This window comes from Flavobacterium bizetiae (assembly GCF_024271895.1).
GTDB lineage: Bacteria > Bacteroidota > Bacteroidia > Flavobacteriales > Flavobacteriaceae > Flavobacterium > Flavobacterium bizetiae.
Window position 1 is genome coordinate 5637942 of record NZ_CP091861.1, and the last position, 16159, is coordinate 5654100.

13 protein-coding genes are annotated in these 16159 nt (G+C 33.0%); 5 read left to right on the plus strand and 8 right to left on the minus strand.

Features of this window, described 5'->3' with window-relative positions; translation table 11 throughout:
* Nucleotides 1–6 precede the first annotated feature (6 nt).
* Entirely contained in the window at nt 7–5595 is a 5589-nt protein-coding gene (locus L0669_RS23145; protein ID WP_263760260.1) for a T9SS type B sorting domain-containing protein, read from the plus strand.
* A gap of 53 nt (nt 5596–5648) precedes the next feature.
* Here L0669_RS23145 and L0669_RS23150 read toward each other — a convergent pair whose 3' ends face one another.
* From L0669_RS23150 to L0669_RS23165, 4 genes are all read right to left on the minus strand, one after another.
* On the minus strand, nt 5649–7013 hold the full coding sequence (locus L0669_RS23150; protein ID WP_263760262.1) for an alpha/beta hydrolase family protein: 1365 nt from the start codon (nt 7011–7013) through the stop codon (nt 5649–5651).
* 26 nt (nt 7014–7039) lie between these two features.
* A complete protein-coding gene (locus L0669_RS23155) occupies nt 7040–7702 on the minus strand; it encodes an SdpI family protein (protein ID WP_263760264.1) in 663 nt (220 codons plus the stop codon).
* Between the two features lie 2 nt (nt 7703–7704).
* A complete protein-coding gene (locus L0669_RS23160; RefSeq protein ID WP_026984867.1) occupies nt 7705–7959 on the minus strand; it encodes an autorepressor SdpR family transcription factor in 255 nt (84 codons plus the stop codon).
* A 110-nt stretch (nt 7960–8069) separates the two neighbouring features.
* Nucleotides 8070–9347, minus strand: a complete 1278-nt coding sequence (locus L0669_RS23165; RefSeq protein ID WP_263760266.1) for an MFS transporter — start codon at nt 9345–9347, stop codon at nt 8070–8072.
* A gap of 271 nt (nt 9348–9618) precedes the next feature.
* On the opposite strand from L0669_RS23165, the gene bshC reads away from it, so the two are divergent.
* The 3 genes from bshC (at nt 9619) to L0669_RS23180 (ending at nt 13282) form a co-directional block, all read left to right on the plus strand.
* The gene (gene bshC, locus L0669_RS23170; protein WP_263760268.1) at nt 9619–11208 is read left to right on the plus strand and encodes a bacillithiol biosynthesis cysteine-adding enzyme BshC; all 1590 of its coding nucleotides are present in this window, start codon (nt 9619–9621) and stop codon (nt 11206–11208) included.
* Between the two features lie 172 nt (nt 11209–11380).
* Nucleotides 11381–12652: an acyltransferase family protein gene (locus tag L0669_RS23175; protein ID WP_263760270.1), complete on the plus strand. Its 1272-nt coding sequence runs from the start codon at nt 11381–11383 to the stop codon at nt 12650–12652.
* A 210-nt stretch (nt 12653–12862) separates the two neighbouring features.
* Nucleotides 12863–13282 (plus strand): nucleoside-diphosphate kinase, encoded by a 420-nt coding sequence (locus L0669_RS23180; RefSeq protein ID WP_035625955.1) that lies wholly within the window; start codon nt 12863–12865, stop codon nt 13280–13282.
* An 86-nt stretch (nt 13283–13368) separates the two neighbouring features.
* Here L0669_RS23180 and L0669_RS23185 read toward each other — a convergent pair whose 3' ends face one another.
* From L0669_RS23185 to L0669_RS23195, 3 genes are read right to left on the minus strand one after another with little or no spacing between them, the layout of a single operon-like run.
* The gene (locus tag L0669_RS23185; RefSeq protein ID WP_263760272.1) at nt 13369–13842 is read right to left on the minus strand and encodes a hypothetical protein; all 474 of its coding nucleotides are present in this window, start codon (nt 13840–13842) and stop codon (nt 13369–13371) included.
* Between the two features lie 33 nt (nt 13843–13875).
* On the minus strand, nt 13876–14172 hold the full coding sequence (locus L0669_RS23190; protein WP_041517090.1) for a DciA family protein: 297 nt from the start codon (nt 14170–14172) through the stop codon (nt 13876–13878).
* Nucleotides 14153–14593, minus strand: a complete 441-nt coding sequence (locus L0669_RS23195; protein WP_263760274.1) for a lipocalin family protein — start codon at nt 14591–14593, stop codon at nt 14153–14155. The genes L0669_RS23190 and L0669_RS23195 overlap by 20 nt, the downstream gene beginning before the upstream one ends.
* A 402-nt stretch (nt 14594–14995) precedes the next feature.
* On the opposite strand from L0669_RS23195, the gene L0669_RS23200 reads away from it, so the two are divergent.
* Nucleotides 14996–15508 (plus strand): hypothetical protein, encoded by a 513-nt coding sequence (locus L0669_RS23200; protein ID WP_263760275.1) that lies wholly within the window; start codon nt 14996–14998, stop codon nt 15506–15508.
* Nucleotides 15509–15513: 5 nt separating this feature from the next.
* Here the strand turns inward: L0669_RS23200 and L0669_RS23205 are convergent, their stop codons facing one another.
* Complete coding sequence (locus L0669_RS23205; protein WP_263760277.1) at nt 15514–16110, minus strand: Zn-dependent protease; 597 nt, start codon at nt 16108–16110, stop codon at nt 15514–15516.
* Between the last annotated feature and the right edge of the window lie 49 nt (nt 16111–16159).

Below are 16159 nucleotides of genomic sequence, written 5' to 3' on the forward strand. Positions count from 1 at the left end.
CAACTTATGAAACACAAATTACTTTTTATTTTTTTGTTTTTTTCAATACTTTGCTATTCTCAGGAAAATTGTAATAACGGAATTGATGATGATGGTGACGGTAAAATAGATTTAAATGATGAAGACTGTATTTGTAATAAATCTGCTATTACTTCTATAATTCCCAATCCTTCTTTTGAAACAAAATCAGAATGTCCAAGATCATTTTCAGAGTTAAAAAATGCAACTCCATGGATTCAGGCCACAACTGCGACGACCGATTATCAAAATAAATGTGGATTTGTAACCAGAGGAGTCAAAGATTTAGGCCTGGATAATTTTCCTGATGGAGACGGAATTGCTGCAGCGTTATTTTTGCCTGATTGGAATGAATATTTAGGAGCGACATTATTATCGCCTTTAGTAGCCAATACTGATTATCAATTAACTTTTAATATAGCTGCCTATTTTGAAAATGGTAGTGGAGAACATACAGGTAAAGACATATCGCTTTTAGAACCTGTCAACGTTACAATATACGGATGTGCAAACGGTCAAAACCTACCTCTCAATACCACTCAAAGCCCAAATTCAGTAGATCCTACCTGGGTGGAAATTGGCAATGCTTCCTACACTCCAACCTCAGTCTGGGGAGAGCTAACACTAACATTTAAAACCAATTTTAATGTTAACGCTATTATGCTTGGCGCTCCTCCTGTGCTTCCGGTTTCCTATAAAAGAACCCACGGAAATCCTTACTTCTTATTCGATAATCTCCTATTAAATACATCAGCATCTTTTGGTGTAAATATAAGTCAGCAAGGATTGTTTTGTGATTCTAACCTAATCTTAAAAGCCGAAATAACAAAACCTCTCAGTGACAAAAAAACATTTCAGTGGTATCAAAACGGAATTGCAATTTTGGATGCTACAAAAGAATCTTATAAAGTTCCTGCTTTTTCTACAAGTTTAGGTCAATATTCCGTTAAAGTGACAGATGGAGACAAATGTTTTATAAGTACAAAAATAACGATAAACAATAATGTTCCCAGCCCAACTTTCTCAACGATTCAGCCCAACTGTATTATAACTACTGGTACGATAAAGATTGTAACCCCTGCTTCTGAATATAGTTTTGACAATGGTGTAACATGGCAAGAAAGTCCTGTCAAGGAATTATTACCAGTGGGAACTTATTACATTAAAATAAAAACACAGACTGGATGTGTTTCTTCTTCTACAGGAGTAAGCATTTTGGCACCGCAGTTATTGGCAAATTCTGATTTGTCTATTATACAACCTACTACCTGCGAAGGGAAAGGAACAATTACAATAAATGCAAAAAATGCAGAACAGTATAGTTTTGATGACGGCGCAACCTGGGGCTTTAATTCGACCGCAAGCAATTTAGAACCGGGAAATTATTTAATAAAAATAAAAGATGCAGCTGGCTGTCAATCTTCATCTCAATATGCAATCATAAATCGAGTTTTCTTAAAAAATCCAACTTTTACTATCACTCAGCCTATTTGTGGAAAAGACGGCAAAATATCTATAAATACTGTTGCAGACCAATATAGTTTTGATGGAGGTAAAACATGGACAACTGATCCAGTAGCTTCAGATTTAAAACCAGGATCCTATTTAGTTCAAACAAAAAATAATAATGGTTGTCAATCTAATACTGTATACGCTTACATTGAACAGTTTTATTTAAAAACATACCCAACTTATACTAGAACTCAACCAATCTGCGGAACAGGAGGTACCATAACCATCACTTCGGAAGCTTCAGAATTTAGTTTTGACGGAGGTAAAACATGGACAACTAATCCAGTTGCAAACGATCTTTTACCTGGAAATTATCAAATTGTATTTAAAAATGAGTTAGGTTGTATATCATATACTCAATATGTAAATCTGGATTATTTTTATTTACCTAATCCTGCTTTTACTTCTACTAAACCAACCTGTGAAACTGGTGGCAGTATTACTATAACCACTACAGCAAGTGAATATAGTTTTGACAATGGTAAAACCTGGACCACAAATCCTACAGCTTCAAATTTAAAACCAGGAACTTATTACATTATGATTAAAAATGAAATTGGATGCACTTCATCTACTTATCATTACGTTAATCTTGATTATTTTTTCCTTCCAGATCCCACTTTTATCTCGATCAATCCTAGCTGTGGAAATATCGGGAGCATAGAAGTAACAACAAAAGCAGACCTCTATAGTTTTGACGGTGGTTATAACTGGACAACAGACCCTAAAAAAACAAATTTATCGAGTGGCTATTATTATATAAAAATAAAAAACAATCTTGGTTGCGAATCAAATTCAATTTATGCTTATCTGGATTCCAATTATCTGGCTAACCCTAATTATAATCTAACACCAGCTACTTGTAATAATAATGCCAGTATAACCATTACTACTACAGCCGACTTATACAGTTTTGATAATGGTAATACATGGACAAAAAATTCAACTCTTTCAGGGCTAATTTCTGATAATTATTATAATATCAAAGTCAAAAACAGTTCAGGCTGTGTATCTAATTATCTTTCGATCTTTATAAAACCTTTTTATCTGGATGCCCCTGTCTTTACAGTTCAACAGCCAAAATGTGGAGACACAGGAAATATAACTATATCAACAGCAGCAGATTTTTATAGTTTTGACAATGGAAATACATGGACAACAAACCCCGTACTTTCAAATTTAATTCCAGGCAGATATTATTATGTTAAAATAAAAAACAATCTAGGATGTACTTCAGAAGGCAAGCCTGTGTACGTCCAGCCTTTTTTCTTAGACAATCCAAGTTACACTATTGTTCATCCCTCTTGCGGAGTAGCAGGTAATATCACAATAACTACTAAATCAAGCTTCTATAGTTTTGATAATGGTAATACCTGGACAACAAATCCAATTTTATCTAATCCGAAACCTAATACTTATTATTACATATTAATTAAAAACAATTTGGGATGTGTATCAAATTCAATATACATATACGTCGAACCATTTTATTTAGATAACCCTTCATTTAAAGTAGAACAGCCTACATGTGGTAAAGGAGGAACTATTGCCATTACCACAATATCTGACTTATATAGTTTTGACAATGGAAATACATGGACTGCCAATTCTGTGGCTTCAAATTTAAAACCAGGCTATTATTATATATTAATTAAAAACAAATTAGGCTGCACTTCAAATTATCAATATGCATATTTAGAACCTTATTATTTAGAATATCCTACTTTTGAAATTGTTCAGCCAACTTGCGAAACAAAAGGAAAAATTACTGTAACAACGGTTGCTGACCAATATAGTTTTGACAATGGAACTACCTGGAGCAGCAATTCAGTACTAACCAATCCAAATTCAAATTATATATATATTAAAATTAAGAGCAATAAAGGATGCGAATCAAACCCTCAGTTTGCTTATATTAATTCTCCTCCTAATATTCCTGCTAAGCCAACTATATCTTCTGTACTTCCAAGTGAATGTGGCATTAAAGATGGCAGTATAAAAATAACAAGCTCTTCTTCATTGTATAGTTTTGACAATGGCAATACTTGGAGTACGAATTCAAATTCAGGTTCATTAGAAGCGGGGACTTATTATGTACGAATTAAAGAAAGTTCTTCTAGCTGTCCATCAGAACCAAATATTGTAATTTTAAATTCAAAAAATATTTTAGAAGCTCCACTATTTACAACTATTCAGCCTACTTGTTCTACACCAACAGGGACAATTACGATAAATACAACTGCTTCTCAATATAGCTATGATAACGGTTTGACATGGCAGACAGAAAGCTCAAAAAGCAACATTTTACCTGGTGATTATTTAGTTAAAATAAAAAATGATAAAGGCTGCATATCTAATGCTGCTTCTGTAAAAATCAATACCTATGTATCTTTCAAAATTAGTTCATATAGTTCAGAGCAACCTTTATGTATAGGAAGTTCAGCAAGAGGTATTGTAATTAAGATTGACACTCCGGCATCTGCTTATAGTTTTGATAATGGATTGACCTGGACAAATGATCCTATTGCGACTAATTTAAAAGAAAATACAGAATATTGTTTAAGAATTAAAAATGCCGAAAACTGTATTTCTGAGCCAAGCTGTATGACAACTATTAAACAAGTTGCTATTCCAAGTGCACCTAAAATAACAACAAAACAACCTTCTGGTTGTGATCTTACAGGATCAATTATTGTAAATGAAAGCAAAGAAGAATACAGTTTTGACGATGGTAAAACATGGAGTAAAAACCCAACATCCCTGCCTTTAAATCCAGGAACTTATTTCGTACGTACAAAAGAAGTTAGAAGTCTTTGCGTTTCTGAAGCAACCCAAACTATTATTAACAATCCGGAAAATGCACCACAATCGCCTGTTACTACAGTTGTTCAGCCTGTAAGTTGTGTAAATCCGTTTGGCTCAATTCTGATAACATCGCCAGCTTCTGAATATAGTTTTGATGGAGGTAAAACATGGACAACTAATTCATTTGCAGAAAAATTAGCTATAGGAACTTATTCTTTAAAAGCCAAAAATACAGCAGGCTGCGAATCAAATGTAGTTAGTATTAAAGTTGAACCGCCTCTGGATTATCCAAATCCTCCGGAAATAAATATTACACAACCTGATTGCTCAAATTCAAAAGGACAAATAACAATAACATCTAATGCTGCTCAATATAGTTTTGATAACGGCTTAACATGGACAACGGAAAAAATTTCGATTTTTTTAATTCCAAATGATTATCATATTAGAGTAAAAAATTCTGATGGATGTATTTCTGAATTTACTAAAGCGGTAATAAATCCATTCACTGATTTCCCACCATTACCAACAGGCAGCACTAATCAACAATTCTGTATTGATGAAATTGCAACTATCGAGAATCTAAATGTAAATGGAACAGATTTAAAATGGTATGACGCCGCAACAAACGGAAATATTCTACCAGAAATCACTTTATTAGAAAACAAAATCTATTACGTTTCTCAAACATTAAATAGTTGTGAAAGTCAGAGATTAGCGGTAAATGTAAAAATTCAGGATACTCCAATTCCAATATCAGATTCGCCACAAACATTCTGCGTACAACAAAATGCTTCAATAAAAAGTATCAAAATTACAGGGCAGAATATAAAGTGGTATCAAAGCACAACTTCAAGCACTACATTATCTGAAACAACATCTCTTGAAAACGGAATCACCTACTATGCGTCGCAAGCGATAAGTAATTGCGAAAGCGACAGAATACCAGTTACGATTCATGTTCTTGCAGCAACAGAAGGAAATTGCATTAATTATGTGGATGAATTACCTTATCCAAGATTCTTTACACCAAATAACGATGGTTATAACGACACCTGGTCTATAGATTTTGCTTATTTAAAACCTGATAGCGGAATTAAAATTTTTGACCGCTACGGAAAATTCATCAAAGAAATAAATCAAAATAATTCGTGGGACGGAACTTACCTCGGTACAAATGAACCCGCATCCGATTATTGGTTTACCGCAACAAGATTAAACGGAAAAGAATACAGAGGACATTTTAGTCTGAAACGATAAAAAAATAACCGCAAAGTAAATTTTGCGGTTATTTTTTATTTAGAGCTTATACTTTATTTTGTTTTTACCAAAAGCCAATTGGATATTTCTTCTAAAGCTATAGGAGAAAATGTCTGCTCAATCGAATCATATTCCATAGGAGAACCGGTTTTACATTCCTGAAACAAATGATTTAAACCAGGAAGCTCTTTGATTGTTGCATTTTTATTCCCTGCTTTCACCAAAGCTTTTTTAATAGTTTCTAAATTAACAGTTGCAGGAACTTGTAAATCTTTGCTGCCATTAAGAGCTAAAACAGGGCATTTTACTTTTGCTAAAGCTACTGCCGGATCAATTCTTAAAAAATTGTACCACCATACATTTGTAATTTGATCTACGAATGATTTTGCCGTTTTATCATCAAATTTTGACTGAGCATAATTGCTTAAATTATTTTTTAAGTTTTCATCGTTTACAGAAGAAGCTAAAATAATGTCATAGGCACCTTTAAAAATTTCCTGTCCTTTTTGAATGTCATTTTCAGGAACTCCAAATTGCTTTTCAAGTATTTCTTTTTGTAATAATAACAATTTATCACCACGAAGACCAGGCGCGGCTAACAAAACAATAAAGTCAATATCTTTTGAATTTCCTGCAATCATTGGAGCGATTACCCCTCCCTCACTGTGTCCTATTAATCCAATTTTGCTTTTATTAATTTCTTTTCTGGTTTTTAAATAGTCAACCCCTGCCTGAACATCTCTCGCAAAATCGATTGTTGATGCTTTTGTATAATCTCCGGTAGATTCACCCGCACCACGATCATCAAAGCGTAAAACAACGATTCCTTTTTTAGTTAGATAATCTGACAACACTAAAAATGGCTTATGTCTTAGTATTTCTTCATCTCTATTTTGTTTCCCGCTTCCTGTAATTAAAATTACAGCTGGAAAATTACCCTCTTTTTTAGGTAAAGATAATGTTCCTGCTAAAGTTACATGATCAGTTTTATTCTCAAATTTCACTTCCTCAGTATAATACGGAAAAGGTTTTTGAGGTTCTTGCGGTCTTGCATATACCTGTTTTTGAATTACATCTTTTGATAAATTCATCTCGAAAGATTGCCCGCCTTGGGTAAAAGTACCTTCAATAATATTGTCTTTATTTAATGTTCCCAAATAGGAAATTTGAGCATTTGGTATTTCTAATTTTAAAATTGAATTCTCAAAAGTTGCTTTCTCAATAGGAATCCCAGTTACTTTCTGATCCGGACTATCCATTGTTGCCTTAAAACCATTTTCTGTTGGAGTCACATTAAAAGATACTCGTAATTGAGTTCCCTGAACTTTTAAAACGCCATTCCATTTTCCTGAAATTTCTTGTCCTATCATTAAAAAAGAGCTTAAAATGGTTATTAAAATAAGTACTGTTTTTGTCATTTGTTTTGAATGATTGTGTGATTAAATTAATTTGATTGACGATCTCTTTTTTGTATTTGCTTGAATTTTATAAAAGAATAAACAACGGGAATTAAGGCTAGAACAACAATGATAAAAACAAATACTTTACCAAATACATTGTTTAAAACCAAGCCTCCCAGTATTAGTAGAAAACCTCCAACAACCCAAATCTTACCAGCAAATACATGAGTAGCTTTCCAGACTTCGTTATTTTCTAATGTCCACGGTGTACGTATTCCTATAAAATAATTGGGTTGAATTACTTTAAAATAATTTCCGAAAATGATCAGTAAAACGCCCAACAATGCGAAGACGAAATTAGGATTATTTACAGATCGTTCTTTGGTAGTATACACAATCAATAATGCAACTAAAGACATAAACAAAACCAAAAAAAACTTAAGCTGATAGAATTTTCCTCCCATCAAAGAAATCCTGTTCTTAGGATCTATTCTTGGAATAAAAGTCATCAAAACATACATCAAAACCGGCAATAAAAACAACATTAAAATAAGCGAAAACTTGTCGCCCCAATTATCAATTTCTCCCTTATAATTCCAATGTATTGGCACTCTTTGAGGAAGACTGTCCCAAATAATAGCTAAATACACAAAAGGTGTCAAAACAATTCCAATTATTGGAAGCTCTTTTTTCAGTTCTAAATTCATTTTTATTTTTTAAAGGTTAGTATCCATTGCAAAACATCTTCCATTATGGTGGTATTGATGGAGTAAATGATGAATTGCCCGTTTTTTTCAGAAGTAATTAAGTCTGCGCGTTTCAAAATATCCAAATGATGTGAAATACTGGGTTTTGAAATATTAAACGCATCAGCAATTTCTCCGGCAGACAAATCTTTCTCTTTTAAAAGTTCCAGAATTTCTCTTCGGGTTGCGTCGTTTAATGCTTTAAAAATATCATTCATCATTTATATATTTAGACAAATATCTAAATACTTTTTTAATTAACAAAAAAAAGAGACTATAATATTAAATTACAGTCTCTTTAGAAATTTTATTATAAAATATTTTTTTTTTAAAACTTATGTTCTTCTTTGCTAATTACTAAAAATGCAAATAAAGAGATACATGCCGCAATCGTTAAATACAAACCTACATAGCTCACACTATAAGTAGAAGCCAGCCAAATTGCGATCATTGGCGCGAATGCTGCTCCAAGAATTCCTGCCATATTAAAAGTTAAGGATGCTCCGGAATAACGAACGTTTGTTGGAAACAACTCTGATAAAAAAGTTCCTAAAGGTCCATAAGTGAATCCCATTAAAGCCATTCCGATACAAGCAAAAATGGTTACCAGAACAATGTTTCCTGAACTTAAAAAATAAGAAAAGAAAAATCCAAAAATTGCAATAGCTACTGTAGCTATAATTAGCATTTTACGACGGCCAATTTTATCTGCCACTACAGCCGAAACCGGAATAAAAATAGCAAAAAACAATACCGAAAATAATTGTATTAATAATCCGTCTCGTTTCACAATTCCTAAATCTGAAGTCGCCCAGCTCAAGGTAAAAACGGTCATTAAATAAAAAACCAAGAAAGTTGTAATGGCTGCAAACGTTCCGAAAATAAGTTGGTTTTTATATGATTTCACCAATTCTAAAAAAGGGACTTTCACTTCTTCCTGTTCTTTTTTAGAATTTTCGAAAGAAGGTGTTTCAGTAATTTTTGTTCTAATGTAAAATCCAACAATTACCAAAAGTGAACTCGCAATAAAAGGAATTCTCCATCCATAATCCATAAAAGCTTCGTTGCTCATAGAATCGGTTAATAATAAAAAAGTTCCACCTGAAAGTAACAATCCTATTGGAGCTCCCAATTGCGGAAACATTCCGTACCAGGCACGTTTGTTTGGCGGTGCGTTTTCTATAGCTAGTAAAACAGCTCCTCCCCACTCGCCTCCTAAACCTACGCCTTGCCCGAATCGACACAACATCAATAATAACGGCGCGGCTACACCAATACTGGCATAACTTGGCAAAAATCCGATAGTAACGGTAGAAATACCCATCGTTAATAAAGCAGCTACTAAAGTAAATTTACGTCCAATTTTATCTCCATAATGTCCAAAAAAAGCAGAACCTAAAGGACGCGATAAAAAGGCTATTGAAAAAGTAGCTAAAGATTCTAAAGTCGCTATAGTCGAATTAGAACCAGGAAAAAATAATTGCGGAAAAACCAACACTGCGGCATTGGCATAAATATAAAAGTCAAAAAATTCAATTGTGGTTCCTATTAAGGAGCCAAAAAGAACATGTTTTAAGGAGTTCTTTTTTTTCGGGTTATTTTCCATGTAAAATAGATATATCTTTTTTTTGATTACAAAAATATAGTTTCGCTATTAATATTTTACATTTACAAGCATTAGTTTCAAAACAACACTGTATTTTTAACAAATTTGATGTATTTTACATTTTAAAAAACATTACGTCAGCCAAAATTAAAAACCTGATTACAGGAACTTTAAAATAAAATTTAAAAATCAAATCATAAGCAATAGTTAAAACCGTTTTTAACTGCATATTTTCATTAAATTTACAGCTGTCAAAAATAAATATAAAATTATGCCTACCGACTGTATCAGCTACCAAACTTCAGGATATTTCTCTAAATTGATGCAAGATTATTTAGATCAAAAACCAGAATTAAAACCGCTGTACAACCATTTTCCTACTTTAGAAAATTTCGAAAAACAAATTGCAGAGAAAGCGGCAAATTTTGATAATAACAACCGAATTCCGTTGGTTGAGACTTTAAAAAAGCAATATCAGAACATTGAAATCTCTGATTTGACAAAACAAAACATTGAACTTTTAGGGCTTCAAAATACTTATACCATTACAACCGGTCACCAGTTAAATTTATTTAGCGGCCCATTATACTTTTTATATAAAATCATCTCGACGATTAATCTTTCGAAGGAATTAAAATTAAAATATCCAACGAATAATTTTGTTCCAATTTATTGGATGGCAACTGAAGATCATGATTTTGAAGAGATCAACTATTTTAACTTTAAAGGAAAAAAATTCAGATGGAACAAAGAAAGTACTGGCCCGGTTGGCAGACTTTCTACAGAAGGTTTAGCTGAATTTTTCGAAATATATTCAAAAGAATTAGGATCAAGCACCAATGCCAATGTTCTGAAAAAACTTTTTGAAGAGGCTTATTTAAAACACGAAAACTTAGCCGATGCTACCCGTTTTCTAGCCAATAGTTTATTTTCTGCTTATGGTTTGGTAATTTTAGATGCTGATGATGCGAATTTAAAACAAGCGTTTATTCCGTATATCAAAGAAGAATTATTAGAGCAAACTTCGTTTAAGGCAGTTCAGGAAACTATCGATCAACTAAAAGACTATACCGTTCAGGTAAATCCTCGTGAAATAAATTTATTTTATATCGAAGATGATTTACGCGAACGAATTATTTTCGAGAATGATAAATACTTTGTCAACAATACTAAAATCTCATTTTCTAAAGATGAAATCTTAGTATTATTAGAAAGTAATCCGGAGAAATTCAGTCCAAATGTGATCATGCGCCCATTGTATCAGGAAATTATTTTACCTAACTTATGCTACATTGGCGGAGGCGGAGAAATTGCTTATTGGTTAGAATTAAAATCTTTTTTCGAAGCTGTAAACATTACTTTCCCAATGCTTTTGGTTCGTAACTCAGTACTTTTATCTACTGAAAAACAAGCCCAAAAAGCAGACAAATTAAACCTTACATGGAAAGATTTATTTACAAAACCAGCCGATTTAATCAATACTATCACACACAAATTATCTGCTTTCCCTATTGATTTAACACCTCAAAAAGAAGCATTAGAAAAACAATTTGAATATCTTTATGAACTTGCAGAGCAAACCGATAAATCATTTATCGGAGCTGTAAAAGCACAGGAAGTAAAACAAAAGAAAGGCTTAGACAATCTTGAAAAAAGATTATTAAAAGCACAAAAACGAAAATTAGACAATGAATTGCAGCGTGTTGCAGATTTGCAATTCGAGTTGTTCCCGAATCAGAGTTTACAGGAACGTCATACCAATTTTTCAGAATTTTATCTGGAAAAAGGCGAACAATTAGTGCCGCTTTTGCTACAAAAACTGAAACCTTTAGAAATGAATTTTAATATTATAACAATATAAAAAGCAAGCTGCGAATTCACGAATTAATCAAATAAAAATTATTGAATTCGTTGCTAAAAAATAATAAAGTAATAATTACTGAGAGCCAAATAACCACCTATCTTCTCAAAATTATTATTTCAAACCAAATAGCGATTTAAAAATTATTAACTAACCAATTTACCCAAAACCAATGGTAAAAGAACGCTTAATTTCGCTAGATGTCTTTCGCGGACTCACTATTTTATTAATGACAATCGTAAACAATCCAGGAGACTGGGGCAATGTTTACCCGCCATTATTACACGCCGAATGGCACGGCTGCACACCAACCGATTTAGTATTTCCGTTTTTTATTTTTATAATGGGAGTTGCCGTTCCGCTGGCAATGCCGGACAAATTTTACGACGGCACCACATTCAACAAAATATTAGTTCGTTCTTTGCGAATGCTTTGTTTGGGTATTTTCTTCAACTTTTTTGGAAAAATCCAGTTATTTGGGCTTGAAGGCATTCCGCTTCTTATTGGCCGACTCGCTATTACTATTGCAGTAGGTTATGCCTTAATGGGCACTTTCAGTTCAAAAGTCAAAAACATTTTAGCATTTTCAATTCTATTTATTTATCTATTTCTGGCTTACAGTGGTATCGAAGCCTATCATGACGTAAGACTTCCTGGCGTTTTACAACGAATTGCCATTGTATATTTTGTAGTTTCTCTTTTGCATTTAAAAACCTCTCAGAGAACTCAAATCATAACCGGAATTGTTTTGTTATTAGGTTATTGGGCAGTTATGACTTTAATTCCTGTTCCCGGAATTGGCGAAGCTAATCTTGACAAAGGAACCAATTTAGCTTCATGGCTGGACAGCGTTATACTAAAAGGACATATGTACCGCGGTACAGTAACCTGGGATCCGGAAGGAATCTTAAGTACCATTCCGTCAATCGTAAACGGAATCATTGGTTTGCTTATCGGACAACTTTTACAAGCAGACACCATCAAGATTCAAAAAGCACAAAAAATGGGTATCATTGGTACGATATTAATCTTTTTTGGCTTAATCTGGGATATTATTTTTCCAATAAACAAATCTCTTTGGACCAGCAGTTACGTTTTGTACACAACCGGATTAGCAACCGTGTTTCTTACCATTTTATATTACACCATTGATATCGCCAATTACAAAAAAGGCTTCAAACCGTTCCTGATTTGGGGAGTAAATCCAATGATTGTTTTCTTTACCTCGCAGATCATTCCGCAGGCTTTAGTAATGATTCAATTTAAAAACCCACATAATCCCGAAGAACAGATTAATCTTTTAAGTTATTTATATACTTTCGGAATTGCGCCATTTTTCAGCAATCCAATGACCGCTTCTTTGGCCGGAGCATTGGTATATGTTGGTATATGGACGTTTATTTTGTGGATATTCTACAAAAACAAATTGATATTCAAAGTTTAAAGTTTTTACCATATAAGTTATATAAGTTCATTTTAGAAATACGTTATACTTTACGGAGATATTCTGCACGAGGTATTTAAATGAACTTATATAACTTATATGGTTGATTTTTTTCATTAAAACATCATTCTACCATGTTTTAATTACGAATTAATTAAAAACAATTCATAAAAAAAGTATACTTTTGCACAAAATTTAATAAAATATAAAATGGCAACTAATAGAACTTTTACAATGATTAAGCCAGATGCAGTTCAAAACGGACACATCGGGAATATCTTAGCAATGATTACTAATGGAGGTTTCAAAATCGTTTCATTAAAATTAACCCAACTTACTGTAGCTGATGCTCAGGCATTTTACGCAGTTCACGCAGCAAGACCTTTCTACGGAGAATTAGTTGAATTCATGTCTCGCGGACCAATTGTTGCTGCAATTTTAGAAAAAGACAACGCAGTAGAAGATTTCAGAACTTTAATTGGAGCTACAAATCCAGCTGAAGCTGCTGAAGGAACTATTCGTAAAGCATACGCAACTTCTATTGGAGAAAATGCAGTTCACGGATCTGATAGCGACGAAAACGCTGCAATCGAAGGTGCATTTCACTTTGCTGGAAGAGAGCAATTCTAATATTAGTTTACAGTCACAGTTATCAGTGACAGTTTACAAATACAAAAAAACCTGTTTCAAATCTGAAACAGGTTTTTTTATATCCTTTACTTAAACAGTTCAATACTTTCTTTTATAAAAGCAGGTTCCCTCTCTCCCATATCTGTCAATTTATCTTTCAAAACCGACTTTATCTCCTCAAAATTACTGTGATAAAAGCTGGAAATACTACCAATTCTCTTACCGTCTTTAAGAATAAAAAGAGATTCATAAACTCCTCCTCTTGCCGATTCAATCAATGTTACAAAACCATCTAACGTCTTAAAATCATAACTTACAGATTTTCCAACTCCAAAATAACGTTTTATAATTATAGCATCATCCTCAATTTCAACCTTAAATGCCCTGGTTCTAAAAACTGTGAGCCAAAAAAACACTATAAATAACACAAATAAAATAGGCAAAAACATACCTGCCGCTATCGACTTAGCCGAAAAATAAACCGCCACTAATGGCAATATTGTAAAATAAGAAATCAAAAGAATCGGCCAAAATTTAAACTTAGATTTTATACTCATCATAACAAAAACTTCATTATTAACTCACTAATCAATCTATCTCAAAACCACATCTTTCACCACCTCACGACCTAATTCTTCATTAATCATTTTCACGATTTTAGATTTTCCATGGCTTAATTCTTCCCTTAAAACTGCCGAACCCAATTCTACATACAACGTACTCCCCTTCAATATTACATTCTTCGTATACGTGTTTACTCCATTCCCCATCAACTGTCTCCAGGCCTCTTTTACATCAATCTGATCCATTCCGGCACCTAACTTATTCACTTGGATAATCTGTTGCAAAACAGCCCCAATCGTACTTTGATTATTTAGTCTTTTTGCCATCGTCTAATAAATTTATTGCTCCTGCTTTTTTATAATGATACTCTTTTTTCTCCTGATTTTTCACCACTAATTTCTCCTCTGTAATCGAAATCAATTCCTCGCTCCATTTTGCGTAATCCGTTTTATAATCCAGAAAAACCTGATCCCCTTTAAATCGAACCGAAACATTTTCAAAAGAATCACTCGTCAAAAAAGTCCCATCAAGCTGCGGCATCACCTTCTTTCGAATTCCTTTATTATTCTTTATGTCAAAGTAATCAAAACTTTCATTCATTTTATAATCCTTCTCTTCACCCTTATCAAAAACTACCTTTTCAATTTCCCAATAGCCATTTAATTTTGCAATATCTGCCGGTTTAATTTCTTGTTTACAGCTTACCAGCAAAAGCGATAAAACCAAAATCATAAAAGTGTTTTTCATACTGTATTTATTAAAAATTTAAATAGATTTTACTCTCAATATCCTAAAAATTTTAGGAATGATTAGGAGCTGATACCTGCTGTCCGCTATATCTTTTCCTGGCTAAAGAAGCCAGAAAAAGGATGTCGCTTCCATCAGGGCTAGACATCCTTTTTCAGAAGAAAATTCTGTGATACAAAGTTAACTTTATAAAATTCAAATAAAATATTTATCTCTTAATTTTTGCAAGATTTCAAGAATAAAAAATCTCCCTCCATAAAAAACTTATTCTGATAAAAGTTTAACTTTTAAAGGCTTTAATAAAATTTAATATCTCGCAATTTTGCAGCAAAAATGTTTTGACTTTTTTCTTCTCTATAAGTATTTAACACCGGACCTTCTACCTGCCATACACCAACCAAAATGAAAAAAATAATACTAACATTTATTATCCCAATTTTACTTTCATGTACCAACAAAAAAAGCAACGCAACCCAACCAATCCTTCAGGATAATACTAACGGAAAAATTACAGAAGAGAAAAATGAAAAAGAGATAATAGATTCTGTCAAACACAACTTCCTGGACACACAAAAAACAAAGAATTCTCCAGTCAGAATCATTTCAGCCAAACTGCTTAAAAATCAATACTCTGATCATAAAGACATTCAACTAACCTACAAAAACACAACAAGAAAAAACATCAAAGCCATTAAATTTGAATGGTACTGCGAAAATGTATTCGACAAACCGGCAAGTGGCCAGTTTTTCTTTGTAAAAGGAATATCCAGAGGTCACACCGACATTTTATTAGAGCCACGAAAAACAACATCTAAAATATTGGAAGATTTCTCAACAGACGCCCATGCCATTATAGCAGCAAGAGCTTACTTAGTTGTATTTACTGACGGTACAAAATGGGAACTTAAACAATAAATGTACTATATCAAATTCCAACCCTTTTTCAACAGAAAGCTTTTGCAGTTCTCACAGAAATCTTTTTCTTCATCTAAATGATTTCCGCCTTCAGCATCCCTCATAAGACAAGTTTTCGTTTTACAATGAGGCAAACCTTCGGTATGGCCTAATTCATGCAAAACCACTTTATAAAATTGTTGATTTCTATTTTTGCTTTCCATTCTAAAATCCGAAACTACGCAGGATTTACCAGGGCGGTAACCTAATCCCATGACACCCCAATCCTCTATTCCGTTTTTAGCAGTACTAATATCGCGATTAGACAATCCTACAATAACCGAATCCTTACCAATAGTATTACTAAGAAATCTTATAATACTATCAGCACGATATCTGTTTCTGGGTTTGTAATATGAGTTTTCAGGAAAAGAAATAGCCGCCTTTAACACAACATCAGGATTAATCTCCTTGATCTGAACAAGAACATTCTTAGCCTGACCTGCTTTAAAATTACCCAATGGCTGGATAACAATTACCTTACTCTTTTTAACCTCGCTTTCCTTCCTTGCATTTGTACAGGAAATAAAACTACAAAGTAAAATAAGAAAACAATACTTCATTAGAAACAAGAGTTAATCGCTAATCTTTAAATTAATGCGTTTGACCTAA

Excerpts from the sequence above, each read along its gene's own strand:
- L0669_RS23145 (WP_263760260.1), top strand. The coding sequence starts at position 7 with ATGAAACACAAATTACTTTTTATTTTTTTGTTTTTTTCAATACTTTGC.
- L0669_RS23150 (WP_263760262.1), bottom strand. The coding sequence starts at position 7,013 with ATGACAAAAACAGTACTTATTTTAATAACCATTTTAAGCTCTTTTTTA.
- L0669_RS23155 (WP_263760264.1), bottom strand. The coding sequence starts at position 7,702 with ATGAATTTAGAACTGAAAAAAGAGCTTCCAATAATTGGAATTGTTTTG.
- L0669_RS23160 (WP_026984867.1), bottom strand. The coding sequence starts at position 7,959 with ATGAATGATATTTTTAAAGCATTAAACGACGCAACCCGAAGAGAAATT.
- L0669_RS23165 (WP_263760266.1), bottom strand. The coding sequence starts at position 9,347 with ATGGAAAATAACCCGAAAAAAAAGAACTCCTTAAAACATGTTCTTTTT.
- bshC (WP_263760268.1), top strand. The coding sequence starts at position 9,619 with ATGCCTACCGACTGTATCAGCTACCAAACTTCAGGATATTTCTCTAAA.
- L0669_RS23175 (WP_263760270.1), top strand. The coding sequence starts at position 11,381 with ATGGTAAAAGAACGCTTAATTTCGCTAGATGTCTTTCGCGGACTCACT.
- L0669_RS23180 (WP_035625955.1), top strand. The coding sequence starts at position 12,863 with ATGGCAACTAATAGAACTTTTACAATGATTAAGCCAGATGCAGTTCAA.
- L0669_RS23185 (WP_263760272.1), bottom strand. The coding sequence starts at position 13,842 with ATGATGAGTATAAAATCTAAGTTTAAATTTTGGCCGATTCTTTTGATT.
- L0669_RS23190 (WP_041517090.1), bottom strand. The coding sequence starts at position 14,172 with ATGGCAAAAAGACTAAATAATCAAAGTACGATTGGGGCTGTTTTGCAA.
- L0669_RS23195 (WP_263760274.1), bottom strand. The coding sequence starts at position 14,593 with ATGAAAAACACTTTTATGATTTTGGTTTTATCGCTTTTGCTGGTAAGC.
- L0669_RS23200 (WP_263760275.1), top strand. The coding sequence starts at position 14,996 with ATGAAAAAAATAATACTAACATTTATTATCCCAATTTTACTTTCATGT.
- L0669_RS23205 (WP_263760277.1), bottom strand. The coding sequence starts at position 16,110 with ATGAAGTATTGTTTTCTTATTTTACTTTGTAGTTTTATTTCCTGTACA.